At 54.6% G+C, this 15,121-nt stretch carries 16 protein-coding genes and 2 tRNA genes; 5 read left to right on the forward strand and 13 right to left on the reverse strand.

Annotated elements, in window-relative coordinates; all coding sequences use genetic code 11:
- Positions 1–800 precede the first annotated feature (800 nt).
- Positions 801–1,409 carry a DUF4365 domain-containing protein gene (locus G5358_RS00260; protein ID WP_421323363.1) on the forward strand — a complete coding sequence of 203 codons (609 nt, stop codon included), beginning with the start codon at positions 801–803 and terminating at the stop codon, positions 1,407–1,409.
- On the forward strand, positions 1,406–2,566 hold the full coding sequence (locus tag G5358_RS00265) for a hypothetical protein (protein WP_421323364.1): 1,161 nt from the start codon (positions 1,406–1,408) through the stop codon (positions 2,564–2,566). Before G5358_RS00260 ends, G5358_RS00265 begins: the two co-directional genes overlap by 4 nt.
- Positions 2,567–3,319: 753 nt before the next feature.
- On the opposite strand, the gene G5358_RS00270 is transcribed toward G5358_RS00265, so the two are convergent.
- Positions 3,320–3,796 carry a metal-dependent hydrolase gene (locus G5358_RS00270; RefSeq protein ID WP_421323365.1) on the reverse strand — a complete coding sequence of 159 codons (477 nt, stop codon included), beginning with the start codon at positions 3,794–3,796 and terminating at the stop codon, positions 3,320–3,322.
- A gap of 215 nt (positions 3,797–4,011) precedes the next feature.
- Here G5358_RS00270 and G5358_RS00275 point away from each other — a divergent pair, with 215 nt between their 5' ends.
- Positions 4,012–4,788: a BPL-N domain-containing protein gene (locus tag G5358_RS00275; RefSeq protein ID WP_421323366.1), complete on the forward strand. Its 777-nt coding sequence runs from the start codon at positions 4,012–4,014 to the stop codon at positions 4,786–4,788.
- A gap of 182 nt (positions 4,789–4,970) precedes the next feature.
- On the opposite strand, the gene G5358_RS00280 is transcribed toward G5358_RS00275, so the two are convergent.
- The 8 genes from G5358_RS00280 to G5358_RS00315 form a co-directional block, all read right to left on the reverse strand.
- Complete coding sequence (locus tag G5358_RS00280) at positions 4,971–5,120, reverse strand: hypothetical protein (protein ID WP_005347375.1); 150 nt, start codon at positions 5,118–5,120, stop codon at positions 4,971–4,973.
- Between the two features lie 467 nt (positions 5,121–5,587).
- Entirely contained in the window at positions 5,588–6,799 is a 1,212-nt protein-coding gene (locus tag G5358_RS00285) for a NupC/NupG family nucleoside CNT transporter (protein ID WP_071911985.1), read from the reverse strand.
- A gap of 358 nt (positions 6,800–7,157) precedes the next feature.
- Positions 7,158–7,583 (reverse strand): glutaredoxin-dependent arsenate reductase, encoded by a 426-nt coding sequence (arsC, locus tag G5358_RS00290; RefSeq protein ID WP_421323367.1) that lies wholly within the window; start codon positions 7,581–7,583, stop codon positions 7,158–7,160.
- 75 nt (positions 7,584–7,658) lie between these two features.
- Entirely contained in the window at positions 7,659–8,723 is a 1,065-nt protein-coding gene (arsB, locus tag G5358_RS00295) for an ACR3 family arsenite efflux transporter (protein WP_005338173.1), read from the reverse strand.
- Positions 8,724–8,813: 90 nt separating this feature from the next.
- Positions 8,814–10,577, reverse strand: a complete 1,764-nt coding sequence (arsA, locus tag G5358_RS00300) for an arsenical pump-driving ATPase (protein ID WP_421323368.1) — start codon at positions 10,575–10,577, stop codon at positions 8,814–8,816.
- Positions 10,578–10,604: 27 nt separating this feature from the next.
- Complete coding sequence (gene arsD, locus G5358_RS00305; RefSeq protein ID WP_421171749.1) at positions 10,605–10,973, reverse strand: arsenite efflux transporter metallochaperone ArsD; 369 nt, start codon at positions 10,971–10,973, stop codon at positions 10,605–10,607.
- Between the two features lie 4 nt (positions 10,974–10,977).
- A complete protein-coding gene (locus G5358_RS00310) occupies positions 10,978–11,346 on the reverse strand; it encodes an ArsR/SmtB family transcription factor (RefSeq protein ID WP_005338181.1) in 369 nt (122 codons plus the stop codon).
- Positions 11,347–11,587: 241 nt separating this feature from the next.
- Positions 11,588–11,986 (reverse strand): META domain-containing protein, encoded by a 399-nt coding sequence (locus G5358_RS00315; RefSeq protein ID WP_005359119.1) that lies wholly within the window; start codon positions 11,984–11,986, stop codon positions 11,588–11,590.
- A gap of 157 nt (positions 11,987–12,143) precedes the next feature.
- Here G5358_RS00315 and G5358_RS00320 point away from each other — a divergent pair, with 157 nt between their 5' ends.
- Positions 12,144–12,623: a hypothetical protein gene (locus tag G5358_RS00320; protein ID WP_201991688.1), complete on the forward strand. Its 480-nt coding sequence runs from the start codon at positions 12,144–12,146 to the stop codon at positions 12,621–12,623.
- 3 nt (positions 12,624–12,626) lie between these two features.
- Here the strand turns inward: G5358_RS00320 and G5358_RS00325 are convergent, their stop codons facing one another.
- Entirely contained in the window at positions 12,627–13,106 is a 480-nt protein-coding gene (locus G5358_RS00325) for a putative 4-hydroxy-4-methyl-2-oxoglutarate aldolase (protein ID WP_118854119.1), read from the reverse strand.
- A 42-nt stretch (positions 13,107–13,148) separates the two neighbouring features.
- Positions 13,149–13,556: a DUF3293 domain-containing protein gene (locus tag G5358_RS00330; protein WP_100654214.1), complete on the reverse strand. Its 408-nt coding sequence runs from the start codon at positions 13,554–13,556 to the stop codon at positions 13,149–13,151.
- Positions 13,557–13,952: 396 nt separating this feature from the next.
- Between G5358_RS00330 and arcA the strand changes: the two genes are divergently transcribed.
- Complete coding sequence (gene arcA / locus G5358_RS00335; protein WP_005338193.1) at positions 13,953–14,672, forward strand: two-component system response regulator ArcA; 720 nt, start codon at positions 13,953–13,955, stop codon at positions 14,670–14,672.
- A 162-nt stretch (positions 14,673–14,834) separates the two neighbouring features.
- Here the strand turns inward: arcA and G5358_RS00340 are convergent.
- Together G5358_RS00340 and G5358_RS00345 are read right to left on the reverse strand one after the other, a co-directional pair.
- Positions 14,835–14,909 (reverse strand) — tRNA-Gly (locus G5358_RS00340).
- Positions 14,910–14,924: 15 nt separating this feature from the next.
- Positions 14,925–14,998 (reverse strand) — tRNA-Gly (locus G5358_RS00345).
- Between the last annotated feature and the right edge of the window lie 123 nt (positions 14,999–15,121).

Consider the following 15,121-nt stretch of genomic DNA (forward strand, 5'->3'; position numbering starts at 1 on the left):
TCTGGACAAGAGGACTCGCCACAGCGAATAAGAGGGGGATCAAAACCGTGCCAGCCTGTGGCGACCTTGCAACAGTGAACAAGCCCCCTCTCCCCTTGGGAGAGGGTTGGGGTGAGGGGAAGCTACGGCAACCGAATTTGCTCAAATTGAACGCTACTGATGACTAATTTATTGATCCAACACAGATTCCCGCCAAAACACGCTTCTCAACGCGCCCCCCTCCCCCTTAAGATACCCGAATGACAATCAACCTCTCGGAAGAACGCCATGACAGCGATTGTTGCTATCTCGCAGGTTAACAGCAGCGAACTGGGAGCTGTCACTCAGGGGCGGTAGCGTGGTTTTTTGTAGGTTGGTACAGAACGCAATAAACATGGACGTGGTAGATCCGTAAAACAGATTTCATATCAATTCGCGGTAAACGTTGGGCTTCACTTCGTTCAGCACCAACCTATGCTTTTTAGCCAAACATACGCGAACTATATGTCTTACAAATCAAATTTATTAATAAAGAAACAACTAATCTGGATAAATAAATTAAAAAGTAGCCTTAGAAAGATTCACTAAAGGGGGAAATAATGGTTATAAAAGAAATAAATGCCAAAGACCGTCAACAGTTACTGGATATTTTCGGAATACACGTATTGGAGCTAAACAAATGAGAATAATAAAATTAGCAGACTGTTCAAGCACACGCCCTCCTCAAAAAGCACAGCATCCGCAAACCAGCCAAGCAATTTATTTGACATCTCCTTAACAAAACGTTCGGGCTTTCATAGAGCATTTTCATTGTGTTTAGAATGATGTATGAAATCTCTATACTTAATTTGAGAATATTAATGGAAAATGAATCATTATTGGAAACTGGACAAAGCTTGGCTAGGCTTCCTGCTTCCTATGGCTTACATATTACAGATGCTCAAGAGCGATTTAGCTCTGCCTATGTAAAGTTGATGTGTGCAGCTGCGAAGATTAATTATAGTGAGCCCACTACTGATAATGAGAGTATCGATATCGAACTCATTGGTAAAGGCTTTCAAGGTCGTTGGAAAAAACCTCGCATTTTGGCACAACTCAAGTGCACGTCTAACTACAAATATATAGACATGGCAAGACAAGAGCTGAGCGTTCCTCTGCCTATAAAGAATTACAATGACCTAAGAGAAGTTGACGATCTCCCAAAGATTTTGATCGTGGTTTTCTGTCCTCAGGACAATCATGAGTGGGTTCAACATTCATCACTTCAGTCAAACGTAAGGTTTTCAGGTTACTGGGTTAGCCTTGAAGGTGAACCAGAAGTCAGCAATAAAACTAGTGTGACAGTTAAAGTTCCTTTTTCTCAAGCTTTTAACAATCTCACTCTCATTGAGTTGATGGAACAATACAGCGCTAGAGGGTTAATAATATGAGTATACACTTACCCTTGAATGATGTAACCAAGTACCTAGCGGAAAATGGCTGGCACAAATCATCTGAAATTAGAGACACATTTCAGATCTGGCATAGTTACGAGTTTCCTGAGTCAGAGGTAACGCTACCTTTGAGTGAGGACCATAAGCGTTATGACGCCCTTCTACTAGATACAATAGAAGAGCTATCCATATATCTGAAAGTTCCCCATGATACATTGATCAAACAAATATCACCGTTGGACTTTGACGCCATAATGGTGAGAGCAATTGCTGATGATGTTCAAAATGGATCAATTCCATTTGATGATGGTATAAAGCTTTTATCTTCTTCTTACCAGTTACTTAAACATTGCTCGAGCAAAATGAAAAGTTTTAAGAACAAGAACAAGCACTTGGGCAGTTATTATAGCCATATTGGGATGGGACAAACTCAGATAGGTAGTTATGTTGTAGCTATCCATTCTCCTCTATACCGTATAAATAGTGATGAAGAGCCTAACTTGTTTGATAGCACTTCATCCCTTGGTAGGATAATCAATAAGCTATTTTATTCAAAGCTGTCTAAAGTTTCCTCTGTTTTTAAGCGTGAATCAGATATTGATACGATTAATCAGAAACTACTTGAGCTAGGAATAGATAACAAGGATTGCGATGCGTTAATAGATATTTTTGGTTTCAAATCCCATAGGGATATTGAAATTAAAGTTAATTGGTCGTCAAAAGAGTTCATCGAAGAAAAATTCCATAGCCCAATATCATTATACTCTAGCGATGCTCAGAAAATAGTTGGATATCGAGAAGTATTGAAAGCAAAGAAGACCGAAAAAAACATTCAACTTTCTGGTGAAGTTGCTGATTTACATAGAGGTTATGACGATGAATTGGGGCGAGCCAAGCTTAGGGCTAAATATCATGGAAGGGAGGTCAGCGTTTCATTCACAGTTAGTGACGACCTTTATCCAATAATAGCTATGGCTCATGTAAATAAAAAGGTATTGACTCTAACTGGCGATTTGGAAGTGCTCAAAATGAAAAATAGAATATCTGCTAATTTCAAATCTCTTTTTGACTGTCAAGTATGTGAGAACCTAGAGTTCGAGGAATTAGATAGGGTGCAGGAAAGCTCTAACAAAGCGCGTAAGGGTGATTCGTAACACGTGGAATTTTTACTATGAGTGACGTTTAGTGTTTAAAGCGATATACGGCTGACATGCTATTGCTTCAAAAATCATTACACCCATCTTTCTGAGCAGGGTGCTATATAGCCAGCGCACAAGAAGATGGATGTCCACATTTTTCCTCAGGCATCATAGATACAAATAAACATAACAAAGCATTTAAGTCTGGATCATTCCGCCTAGCATTTTTATTATTTAGGGTTTTTGTGGTGTAGCTAAAACAATTAAATTTAATTTTGTGTAATTTTATTTAAAAACGCACTATTTTTAACATTAACCAAAAGAGGCATTAAATAATGGACCGTCAGTTAGCAAAAAACTAATCAGATCAATTGGTGAAGAATATGGCTATGAAGTATCTGGTAATGAAACAGATGCTGAATTTGATGTTTATTTAGCTAGAGAAAAGCATGGGATAGCCTTTCAAATTAAAAACTCAACTCATGATTCAGCACGACAGGGCGGTTGGTTGCAAGTTCATCATTATGAAGGTGAGCCTGCTAACTGGGGGCCTGCTCTGCACTCTCTTAGAACGATGGGTGACGTTGTTGCATTTTGCCAGACACTTATAACATTTGCTCAAATTAAATCCAAACGACAAGCATAAAAAATTAGGGCACCCATTTTTTTAGCTGAACGTCACATCGTCAGAATAAAAGAGATGGGTGTCCACGTTTTGATTTTTTTGCTCAGCCACGATATACCCAACAAACCTTTCCCATCCCACCACTACCGCCCCCTGCCCCACACCCGCCACCCCATCAATCCCAGCATCAATACAACTCCCGGCAGCCAGACCCAGTAGAGCTCGGAGAGGATCACCTGCCAGGGGGCAAAGAAACGCTCGTCACGCCACGGCCAGAGCCAGCCAACCCCCTTGCCGCCGGTGGTGAGGGAATCGAGCAGGCTGTGGGAGAGCAGAGAGACCAGCAGAAATGACCAGACGGTAGCGGCGCTCGCCCGAAATTGACGGTGAAACAACAAAGCCAGCGTGGGCAGGGCAAAGGCGAACAACAGGGAGTGGGTAAAGCCGCGGTGGCCAAAGACATGGCCGTAGGCGACCCCCAGTTTGAAGGCGAGCACATCGGCATCGGGCAGCATGGCGATGGCGACCCCAGCCAGCAGCAGGCGCGGTGGGATAATCCGACTGCCAAGCCCCAGTCCAAGACAGAGAGGGACAGCGGCGTGAGTGACTATGGTGGGCATAGGATAAAGCTCCAACTGAAACGTGAGCCTACCCTACCCCCGCTCGGTGAAGTGAAGGTGAAGTGAACCCACTGTATTGGTTCGCTGTTAGCTAAATGCAACGCCAATCAGCGTTGGCGCGTTAACTTGAAATGTTCATTTAACAGCGGCTGACATGCAGAACGGGATCGTGATAAGTAGTCTCTTCGGTTCACATCACAGGGATAGTGGCAACGATGAATGTACCAAAAAGCGTCGTGCGGATTGCGAGCGTTATCAGCCTTTGGTTAATGACAGGATGCATGGCAGAGGCCGCCTCTGCGCAGCCGCAGCAAGAGCCGTACGCGCTGATCTATAACGGGCCTGTTTCTGATGGGGATAGCACCAGAGCGATTGCGGATGTGGTCAGGCAGCTGGGCTTGCCGGTCAGGTATCTCTCCAATATCGAGGCGCTGCCTGCAGAGCTCGATAATGCCAGGGTGTTTATCGTTGGCGGCACTGAGGACGATGTTGAGCCGCTCCTCAATGCCTTCACAGCAGAAGCGCGTTCGGCGTTAAAAACCTATTTGCAGAATGGTGGCCGCTACCTCGGGATCTGTGGGGGGGCATTTGTGGCATCCACCGGCTGGCCTGAAGATGAGGGCTTTGTGCCGGCGCTGGGCCTCGTCCCTGCCACATCCGATGATTATGACGGCGACTTTAGCGCCAGGATCTTCCCGATCACCTGGCTTGGTGAAGCGCGCCAGATGTATTACCAGGCCGGCCCGCAATTTACGCCGGTGCCAAGCCCCGAGCAGGTCAAGGTCATCGCCCATTTTCAAAACCATCATATTGCCGCGCTGATCAGCTCATACGGCACAGGCAAGGTGGCCGTTTCCGGGCCACACCCCGAAGCCCCCGAATCGTGGAAAGCGAACGCGGTGGGCGGTGACAAGATGGAGTCGAATATTCATCTGGCTGCAGGACTCGTTAACGAGTTGCTCTCCGAAAAGCCCGTCACCGATTCGAAGTAGGCGCGTCCCTACGCCCCTGGATTTGCTCCCATTGATCGGCCCGGAAGTCAGGCCATCCAATCGACCGCAATCCATAAAAAAACCACCTACCTGCAAAAGGTCGGTGGTTTTTTTATCGGTGGTAGATAACGGGTAGCCGATACAAAGCGTTCGCTACCTCAACTTTCGCCCGGGAACGAGCACTACTCTTCCTGCTCCTCCGGTTGTCTCTCCCCACCCCGCAACTGTTGCAGCTCATCGACTCGGGCTTGCCACTTCTCTTGGGCTTTTTTGCGCTCCTGAAGCTGGAACTCTTCGCGCATGGTGTCGATGTTAAGGTCAAGTGTTTCCATCAGAGTGTCTCCTTTGTATGACCGCTTAAAGACTGGCTGACGGCGCATTGGCCAACCTGCTCCCCTATTCAGACACCACTCATCCCCCAAACGCCCAACTAAATAATCGATTGAATATGCAACATTCAATCTAAAAAACTATTCATTCTGCACGGTGACACGCTGTAGCAGCGGCTGCCGCCCCGTTACGCGAAACGCAACGAGGCCCACGTCCCCCGCCAAAAAAGGTGATAAAGGCATACGCAGTAACCCGGTTTGGCGTAGTCCCATGCTGGAGCAGATCTCATCGCCGAACCGGATTATCTGGCACTGCGCCGAAATGGCGTTAAGCAGTGCTACCACCATTTTCAAAGGCAGGCAGCGCAGTTGCCCAACCGGCGAAACCAATAAAAAGACCCCCTATTGCCCAGCGGCAAGAGGGGGTCTTTTGTTTGAGCCGCAGGCTAGCCGGCTATTGCCTCACGCTATCAGGCCAGCGAGACAAAGATCCCGGCCAGGGTGGCGCTCATCAGGTTGGCCAGGGTCGCCGCCAACACCGCCTTGAAGCCCATATTGGCCACATCGTGACGGCGCTCCGGCGCCATGGTGCCGATGGAGCCAAGCTGCACCGCAATGGAGCCCAAGTTGGCAAAACCGCACAGCGCAAAGGTGATGATGATCTGGGTATGGGCACTCAGGTCAGCCTTGATATTGGCAAAATCCAGATAGGCGACGAACTCGTTCATGATCACCTTCTGACCAATCAGGGAGCCTGCCGCCATCATCTCGCTGGCGGGCACGCCAATCAGCCAGGCCACCGGAGCAAACAGATAGCCCAGCAACTGCTGCAGGGAGAGATCGGCCCAGCCGAACCACTCGCCGACAGTGGTGAGACCGGCGTTGATCATGGTGATGACGCTGACAAAGGCGAGCAGGATGGTGCCGATGGCTACGGCGATCTTCATGCCGCCCATGGCGCCGCCCGCCAGTGCGTCGATGGCGTTGCTGTAGTCGCTCTTGTCGAGGGTGATCTCGGTCTGATCGCTCACCTGCTGCTGCTCCGGCACCAGCAGTTTGGCCATCAGCAGGCCACCCGGCGCCGCCATAAAGGAGGCGGCAATGAGGTATTTAAGATCCACACCCAGACCGGCGTAACCGCCCAGCACCGAGCCCGCCACCGAGGCCATGCCGCAGGTCATCACCGCAAAGAGTTCGGAACGGGTCATACCGGCGAGGAAGGGACGAATAAGCAGCGGCGACTCACCTTGCGAGAGGAAGATATTGCCGGTGGCCACCAGGGATTCGGCGCGGCTGGTGCCGAGCAGGCGATGAATGGCGCCGCCCAGTACCCGGATCACCCACTGCATAATGCCGAAGTGGTAGAGCACGGCAATCAGCGCGCTGATAAAGATCACCAGCGGCAGCACCCGCACGGCGAAGATAAAGCCGTTGCTGGCCAGATCGCCAAACACGAAACGGATGCCGCTGTCGGCAAAGCCGAGCAGGGCGGAGACGCCATTGCTCATGGCACCGAGCATGATTTGTCCGGGGGGGAAATAGAGCACCAGGGCAGCAAAACCGGTTTGCAGGGCGAGCGCACCCAGCACGGTTCGCCAGCGGATGGCTCGGCGGTTTTCACTCGCCAGCCAGGCGATAAACATCAGGGCCAGCATACCGACCAGACTCAATAACAGTGTCATCTTGCACCTATGAAGAGAGGAGTTTCATATGGCAAGTCTGCAGACAGGCGTCGCGGGCGATCCGGCGGGAGAGGTGCCGACCCACGCGACACGCAGACCACAAACCTACAGGTTAGTGGCGGGTCCCATCCTGGGGTCATTCACGTTCCGGGTGACAGCATGTATCGGGTGACGCCAGCGCCGTCGCAGGGGGAGATGCGGCCGGGTGGCAGGTCGGGCGGCGATGGTACAGTGATCATCGTCACAGAAAAAGCGGTAAAACGATTGGCCGGAATAACTTTTTCAACTTGTTCACACAACGAAACAGGGCCAGCGTGAAGCTGGCCCTGTTTCAATCCGTACTTGAGCGTTCAGATGATTACTTGAGGCGCTTGCCGCTCGCATCCACCACCTGCTCGCCATCTTCCTTGGCGAAGGCCCCTTTTTGCTGATCGGGCAATATATCGAGCACCACTTCCGACGGACGGCACAGTTTGGTGCCAAGCGGCGTGACGACGATGGGACGGTTGATGAGGATGGGGTGAGCCAGCATGGCATCGATCAGTTCATCATCGCTGAAACGATCTTCCGCCAGACCGAGCGCCTCGTAGGGGGGGACGTTCTTGCGCAGCAGATCGCGCACCGGCATGTCCATGGCGGCGATCAGCGCCACCAGCTGGTCGCGTGAGGGGGGCGTATCCAGATAGTGGATGACTGTGGGTTCCACGCCGCTGTTGCGGATCAGCTCCAGGGTGTTGCGGGAGGTACCACATTCCGGGTTGTGATAGATGGTGATTGCACTCATTTGCGTGTCTCTCATTAATCAAGTGAATAGAAAATGGATAGCATCAGTTCGCGGCCAGCTGTTAGCGGCCATCAGTTAACGGCTTAGCCCCGCTTCGTACCAGGGTTTGCTGGCGTTAACCACCCGCACCACCAGCAGCATGACCGGCACCTCGATAAGTACCCCGACCACGGTGGCGAGCGCCGCGCCGGAGTGAAAGCCGAACAGGCTGATGGCGGCGGCCACCGCCAGCTCGAAGAAATTGGAGGCGCCGATCAGGGCGGAAGGACAGGCGACCGAGTGCTTCTCCCCCACCTTGCGGTTGAGCCAGTAAGCCAGCCCTGAGTTGAACAGCACCTGGATCAGAATGGGCACCGCCAACAGGGCGATAACCAGCGGCTGCTCAATGATGGCGTTGCCCTGAAAGGCAAACAGCAGCACCAGAGTGAGCAGCAGAGCCGCAACCGACCAGGGCTGGATGCGGGTCATGACGCCGTCAAAATGGGCCTCACCCTTTTTCAGCAAGGCCTTGCGCAGCAGCTGGGCGATGATGACCGGGATGACGATATAGAGCACCACAGAGGTAAGCAGGGTATCCCACGGCACTATGATGCTGGAGACCCCGAGCAGCAGCGCCACCAGCGGCGCGAAGGCAAACACCATGATGAGGTCGTTCACCGCCACCTGCGACAGAGTGAAGTAGGGGTCGCCGTTGGTGAGGCGGCTCCAGACAAACACCATGGCTGTGCAGGGGGCCGCCGCCAGCAGGATCAGCCCCGCCACATAGCTGTCGAGTTGATCCGCCGGCAGCCAGTCGGCAAACAGCACGCGAATAAACAGCCAACCAAGGAAGGCCATGGAGAAGGGTTTGACCAGCCAGTTGATAAAGAGGGTGACGCCTATTCCCTTCATGTGGCCTTTCACCTGATGCAGGGCACCAAAGTCGATCTTGAGCAGCATGGGGATGATCATCACCCAGATGAGCAGCCCCACCGGCAGGTTGACCTTGGCCACCTCCATGGCGCCGATCGCCTTGAAGAGATCCGGCAACCCCTGCCCGAGGCCAATTCCCACCAGAATGCAGAGGGCGACCCAGGCGGTCAGATAACGTTCAAAAAAGCCGATGGCAGGCACGGCCTTGGCATCACATGTTGCAGACATCACAGCTCCCGATGCGGCGCAATCCCGCATCTTCTAAAGATTCAAAAATGGTGTAATTCAAGCCGCCCCGGCAGCGGGCCGGGCGGCGATTCAATGGTGCTGGCAGAGGCGGCGCAGGGTATCGAGCCCCACCGGCTCCTCGGCGAGTAGCGGCACCACGGCGTAGCGGCTGGCATGTTGCTGCTCGACCGCCTCGATATAGGGCAACTGGCGCTCGGCCCGCAGTTGCAGCAGCGGCGAGCTGACCGCGGCTTGCTGCAAGCTGTGGTTGATAAGCCAGCCCCAGGGCTCGATGCCCGCGCGGCGCAGATCGGATTGCAGATTGGCCGCCTCCTGCACTGGCGTCGGCTCGGGCAGCGTCACAATCAACACCTTGGTCTGTTTGGGATCCTGCAACTGCATCATGGGGGTGGTGAAGTGCAGCCCCTTGCTTCCCATCTGGCGAGCGATCTCCCTGTGGTAGGCGCCGGTGGCGTCGAGCAGCAGCAGGGTGTGGCCGGTGGGGGCGGTATCCATCACCACAAAGCGCTTGCCCGCCTCGCGAATGATGCGGGAAAAGGCCTGAAACACGGCGATCTCCTCGGTACAGGGGGAGCGCAAGTCCTCCTCCAGCAGTGCCCGCCCCTGCTCGTCCAGCGCAGCCCCCTTGGTGGCCAGCACCTGGGCACGGTAACGCTCGGTCTCGGCGTGGGGATCGATGCGGCTCACCTCCAGATGTTGCAGGCTACCTGCCAGGGTCTCGCTCAGGTGCGCGGCAGGATCCGAGGTGGTCAGGTGCACCGGCAATCCGCGACTCGCCAACTCCACCGCCACGGCAGCGGCCAGCGTGGTTTTGCCCACCCCGCCCTTGCCCATCAGCATGATGAGGCCGTGACCATCGGCGGCCAGCTCGTCTACCAGCGAACTCAACTCGGGCTGGGCTGGCAGATGGGCTGACGTTGCCAGTGATACCTGCACACCTGCATCCTGTGGTTGCAGCAGCTGGCGCAGGCTCTCGACCCCCACCAGATTGGTGGCCAACAGCGGGATATGATCCTGCGCCAGCCCCTTTATCCCCTGCGGCATCTGTACAAGAGCCTGTTGCTCGCGCTGCCAGAGCGCCACTGCCAGCGGCTCTCCGGCAATAGCCCCCTCGGGGAAGAGGCCATTGATCACCAGTTGCTGATTCAGCAAGCCGATGGCGGCCAGCTCCTCATGGGTGCGAGCCACTTCCCGCAGAGTGGATTGCTGGGCGCGCGCCACCAGCACCAGACGGGTGCGGGCAGCATCAGCCAGGGCGGCGACCGCCTCTGCATACTGGCTGCGCTGCTTCTCCAGCCCCGCCAGCGGGCCAAGGCAGGAGGCATCCCCCTTGCCCTGCTCCAGAAATTCGCTCCAGGCACCCGGCAGTTGCAGCAGCCGGATGGTGTGGCCGGTTGGGGCCGTATCAAAGACGATATGGTCATACTCCGCCAGCAGCGCCGGGTCGGTCAGCAGGGCGGTGAATTCGTCAAAGGCGGCGATCTCGGTGGTGCAGGCGCCGGAGAGCTGCTCCTCAATGCTGCGCACCACGCTCTCGGGCAACTTGCCGCGCACCGGCCCGACAATCCGCTCCCGATAGGCTTTGGCCGCCGCGGGGGGATCTATCTCCAGCGCCGACAAACCGGGCACAGCGGCGATGGCGGTGACCCGATTGCCGATCTCGGTGGCAAACACCTGCCCCACGTTGGAGGCAGGGTCTGTGCTCACCAGCAGCACCCGCTTGCCAATATCACACAGCGCCACCGCACTGGCGCAGGCCAGCGAGGTCTTGCCCACCCCCCCCTTGCCGGTGAAAAAGAGAAACGGCGGTGGATTGGTCAGAAAATGGTACATAGCCTCTCCCGAATGGTGCGTCACGACTCAGCAGCAACCGCTGCCAGAGCAGCAGCCGCCTTTGACGATCCCCTTGATGGCCGCTTGTGGCGCAGGCAGCCCGGCATAACGGGCCAGCTCGCTGCGGCTCGGATAACGACCAGTCAACACCACCTGCCCCCCCACCAGCACCAGTGGCAACCCCTCCTCCCCGGCGTGGGTCAGAAAAGCGCTGACGGCAGGCGTCTCGGCAAACTGCATCGGCTGCTGGGCCAGATTGAAACGCTCGATGGCAACGCCCTGCTCCTTGGCCCAGGCAAGGTCGGCTGCGAAGGTGACCAGTGCCTGATCAACCTCGGTACCGCAGACACCGCTGGAGCAGCAGAGGGCGGGATCAAAAATCTGAATGGAGGACATGGCATTACTCCTTGTTGCAACAGGGCTGCGCAGGCAGAACATGGGGGGAGCAGGCTGACTCGGCACGCATCACGCCGCACGCCTCGGGATGACCGGCGCAGCACTCCTCGGTGAGGTAGGCGATCACATCCAGCATCAGGGGAATATTGGCGCGGTAGCGCAGAAAGCGCCCCTCCTGCTCCACCGACAGCAGACCGGTGTTGAGCATCGCCTTGAGGTGAAACGAGAGGGTATTGGGGGCAATATCGAGCTCGCTGGCCAGTTCACCGGCGACCCGCCCCTCCAGCCCGGCCTTCACCAGCAGCCGCCATACATCGAGCCGGATGCCGGATGCCAGCGATTCAAAGACCTTGGTGGCCATCTCTTTGTTCATCTACACTCCCCTTGGTGTGACCTTTTATTTCAACTATACAAGAATTATTGAAATGATCAAGATACGTACCGAAGCGAAGATTCGTGGTGCAGGCATCAAACCGGGCTGACTGGAGAATCGACGAGTGAACAACAGTAGCGGATGACCACACAGGGTTCATCGCAGATAAACAGACGCCCTCCAGAGGGAGGGCGTGTATCAGACAGTCAGAGCTGTCGGGGCAATCAGACGAACGCGTGCCTTATTTGGCAGCTGGCACCGCGTTAAAGGTGAGCAGGGCCGCCTTGTTGGCATCGCTCAGAGTCAGCTGGTTGCCGTTGATGGAGTAGGTTGCCACCTTCTCCAGCTTTTGCAGGAACTCGGTCTCTTTGTTCATGGCGTCGCCGATGCACATCATGCGAGTGGAGCCCATGGCGCCCAGCGTCAAGACACCGTCACCCTGTTTGGTGATACCGCCAAAATAGCGGTTGCAGCCGCCCTTGCCCGCCACCTTGCCGTCGACCACTTGCAGGGTGAAGGTATCGCCGGTGGCGCCTTGCAGCTGCCAGCTGGATGCTTGCAGTTGAGCCATGCTGGAACCTGTTGCCATTGCGCAGCCTCCCAGTGCCAGCGCGGCCAGCAGAGTCAGTTTCTTGTTCATGGATTCACCTCTTAATGATTAGAGCCATCAATACGGCAGCCTGTTTATCATGGCTGGCGCCCATGCCAAAGGATTTTATTGTGATCTCCCTTCACTTTACTACCAGCTGGCATGTGCCATGCTTAGGCTCAGTTCCGGACCCAGGGAGGGGAAACGAATGGTCAAATCACTCATCATCACACTGCTTGCAACCTGCGCCAGCTTGGCTGTTCAGGCCGCCGACTGGGCAGTGGTTCAGCCGCAATCCAACCCGTCTCTCTATGTCAAAAGTTACTCGGGTGTGCTGCTCAATGGCCATAGCCATCACAGCGACAGTTTTGATCTCTGGCTGGTCAATAGCGGCTATCAATATCCGGTGGTGGATGATGTGACCCTCTTTATGGAAGCGGGCCCGGCGGTGGCGGATCAAAATCGCACATCCGGTTTCAATATGAGTTCGGGGGTACGCTACCAGCTCTCTCCGGCATTCAATATCGGCAGCCAGATCAAACATCTCGATCTCAACAAGGCCAGCACCCTGCTGGAGCTCAACTCCAGCCTGCTGCTGACCCCCAGACTCTCCCTCACCGCCAACTACGGCGTCAGCGCCATCACTGCCGATCAGGCACTGAGCCTGGGGGTCGGCTTCAACTTCTGATGATCACAACAGCGGCGTGGCGCTCACCACCACGCCGTTGCGATCCGCATAGACATAATCCCCTTCGTGGATGGTCACACCGGCAAAGCTGACCACGGCCCCCAGCTCACCCAATCCCCGCTTCTCGGTTTTGACCGGACAGGCCGCCAGCGCCTTGACCCCGAGCGCCAGTGTCGCCAGGGTGCCCACATCCCGCGCCGCGCCGTGGATCAGGATCCCCTCCCACCCCTGCTCCACCGCTTTGACCGCCAGTTGATCGCCAAGCAGCGCACGGCGCAGCGAGCCGCCGCCGTCGATCACCATCACCTTGCCGTGACCGGGGCGGGTCACCAGATCCCGCACCAGACTGTTGTCTTCATAACAGGAGAGCGTTACGGCGCGACCATAAAAGAGGGCCTTGCCGCCAAAATCCTGAAACACCGGGTCGGCCACTTGCAGTAAGTCGCCATGTTGATCGCAGAGGTCGGGCAGGAGATCCAGCATGATTTGATTCCTTTCAGATGCATGAAGGTGTTCATTCTTTCATCAGGCAAGGTTTCTGGCAATCCAGAAGGATTCAATATTGCCCAGACAAACTGCTGATTTATCCGTCAATACTGGTGTCAGCCAAAGCTGGCCATCCTCCACCCAGTAGATGGCGTTCTGGCCAAAACGCGCTGCCAGCTGACGGGCTTGTGGCAGAGATAGCGCCACCGCCAGCGATGACTCCTGCCAGCGTTCGTCCGGGTCAGATCCCCAAAACGGCCCCACCACGGGCACCTGCAAATCCACGGTCAGATGGCGCCACAGCGCCCGTTCCCGCCGCATATTGCGTCGTTCTGTGACCCACTGGCTGGCCGGATTCCAGGCTGTGATGATGGCAAAGGCAGACCAGTCTGGTGGCTCAAATGGCGCGATAAAGCAGATTTTCTTGTAGTTTTCCCACAAATTCATGTCAATCACATGTTACATTCCATTACATTTTGTAGGGGCGAAAACCCGGTTCAGGCCAAGTATGATGCTGCTGTACCAGGGTTTGACCTATATCAAATCAGAGTTAAAAAGTTGCTATCTGACGGCAAAGAGTGTTGTTATGCTCCTGTTAACTGATAAAATGCGGCCACTTTCGTAATGGACGACCTTTCCAGGCTCTGCTCGACCAGACTTGTCGGGAACCTATAAGTGGCACAGGGATACTTGCCGGTACTGATGCCTAATTCGCGATATTCCGACCTGACTCTCATACCCAGGATGACGTAATAAATTTTCAGGATCAGTCAGGAAATCGGTTTGAAACGCCAAAGAGTGTTAAATTTAAGATAATTAACTGATAAGAATCTGGGAATACTCATGCAAACACCACACATTCTGATCGTCGAAGACGAGCTGGTCACACGCAATACCCTGAAAAGCATTTTTGAAGCCGAAGGCTACATCGTGCTCGAAGCCAACAACGGCGACGAGATGCACCAGGCCCTCACTTCCCACACCATCAATCTGGTGATCATGGACATCAACCTGCCGGGCAAGAACGGCCTGCTGCTGGCCCGTGAGCTGCGTGAGAACGACAACATCGCTCTGATGTTCCTGACTGGTCGTGACAACGAAGTGGACAAGATCCTGGGTCTGGAGATCGGCGCCGATGATTACATCACCAAGCCGTTCAACCCGCGCGAGCTGACCATCCGTGCACGCAACCTGCTGAGCCGCACCATGAACGTGGCAGCCGGTGGCGAAGAGAAGAAACTGGTTGAGCGCTACCTGTTCAACGGCTGGGCGCTGGATATCAACAGCCGCGCACTGGTCAGCCCGACTGGCGACATGTTCAAGCTGCCGCGCTCCGAGTTCCGCGCCATGCTGCACTTCTGCGAAAACCCGGGCCAGATCCAGACCCGTGCCGAGCTGCTGAAGAAGATGACCGGCCGTGAGCTCAAGCCCCACGACCGTACCGTCGATGTGACCATCCGTCGCATTCGCAAGCACTTCGAAAGCGTTAACGATACTCCGGAGATCATCGCCACCATCCACGGCGAAGGCTACCGTTTCTGTGGTGAGCTGGAGCAGGAATAAGCTCCCGCTACGCTGTTGATCTGAAAAGGCGCCTCGGGCGCCTTTTCTGTCTCTGCGGTTTACCTTAAAAGCTGAGAAACGGTGAGCGTGACGTCGAACGGCGCACAAGAAAGATGAAAAACAAAAAGCCCACTCGCAGGAGTGGGCTTTTTGTTTTGAAGCTGGAGCGGGCAGCGGGAATCGAACCCGCATCATCAGCTTGGAAGGCTGAGGTAATAGCCATTATACGATGCCCGCCTGGCATCTGAAATTTGGAGCGGGTGATGGGAATCGAACCCACGTATGCAGCTTGGGAAGCTACCGTTCTACCATTGAACTACACCCGCGTCAGGGCTCCTACTATATGCATTTTGCCGCCGAGCGCAATGGCGCCTTTGCCACTTTTTTCAATAAATCAATCTGTTCGGACAAGGATTGAACAGACGGTTGCTTTTTCAATCAAACATTTT

Source organism: Aeromonas sp. 604176 (genome assembly GCF_049170755.1).
Lineage (GTDB): Bacteria > Pseudomonadota > Gammaproteobacteria > Enterobacterales > Aeromonadaceae > Aeromonas > Aeromonas veronii_A.

Excerpts from the sequence above, each read along its gene's own strand:
- G5358_RS00260 (WP_421323363.1), top strand. The coding sequence starts at position 801 with ATGATGTATGAAATCTCTATACTTAATTTGAGAATATTAATGGAAAAT.
- G5358_RS00265 (WP_421323364.1), top strand. The coding sequence starts at position 1,406 with ATGAGTATACACTTACCCTTGAATGATGTAACCAAGTACCTAGCGGAA.
- G5358_RS00270 (WP_421323365.1), bottom strand. The coding sequence starts at position 3,796 with ATGCCCACCATAGTCACTCACGCCGCTGTCCCTCTCTGTCTTGGACTG.
- G5358_RS00275 (WP_421323366.1), top strand. The coding sequence starts at position 4,012 with ATGAATGTACCAAAAAGCGTCGTGCGGATTGCGAGCGTTATCAGCCTT.
- G5358_RS00280 (WP_005347375.1), bottom strand. The coding sequence starts at position 5,120 with ATGGAAACACTTGACCTTAACATCGACACCATGCGCGAAGAGTTCCAG.
- G5358_RS00285 (WP_071911985.1), bottom strand. The coding sequence starts at position 6,799 with ATGACACTGTTATTGAGTCTGGTCGGTATGCTGGCCCTGATGTTTATC.
- arsC (WP_421323367.1), bottom strand. The coding sequence starts at position 7,583 with ATGAGTGCAATCACCATCTATCACAACCCGGAATGTGGTACCTCCCGC.
- arsB (WP_005338173.1), bottom strand. The coding sequence starts at position 8,723 with ATGTCTGCAACATGTGATGCCAAGGCCGTGCCTGCCATCGGCTTTTTT.
- arsA (WP_421323368.1), bottom strand. The coding sequence starts at position 10,577 with ATGTACCATTTTCTGACCAATCCACCGCCGTTTCTCTTTTTCACCGGC.
- arsD (WP_421171749.1), bottom strand. The coding sequence starts at position 10,973 with ATGTCCTCCATTCAGATTTTTGATCCCGCCCTCTGCTGCTCCAGCGGT.
- G5358_RS00310 (WP_005338181.1), bottom strand. The coding sequence starts at position 11,346 with ATGAACAAAGAGATGGCCACCAAGGTCTTTGAATCGCTGGCATCCGGC.
- G5358_RS00315 (WP_005359119.1), bottom strand. The coding sequence starts at position 11,986 with ATGAACAAGAAACTGACTCTGCTGGCCGCGCTGGCACTGGGAGGCTGC.
- G5358_RS00320 (WP_201991688.1), top strand. The coding sequence starts at position 12,144 with ATGGTCAAATCACTCATCATCACACTGCTTGCAACCTGCGCCAGCTTG.
- G5358_RS00325 (WP_118854119.1), bottom strand. The coding sequence starts at position 13,106 with ATGCTGGATCTCCTGCCCGACCTCTGCGATCAACATGGCGACTTACTG.
- G5358_RS00330 (WP_100654214.1), bottom strand. The coding sequence starts at position 13,556 with ATGAATTTGTGGGAAAACTACAAGAAAATCTGCTTTATCGCGCCATTT.
- arcA (WP_005338193.1), top strand. The coding sequence starts at position 13,953 with ATGCAAACACCACACATTCTGATCGTCGAAGACGAGCTGGTCACACGC.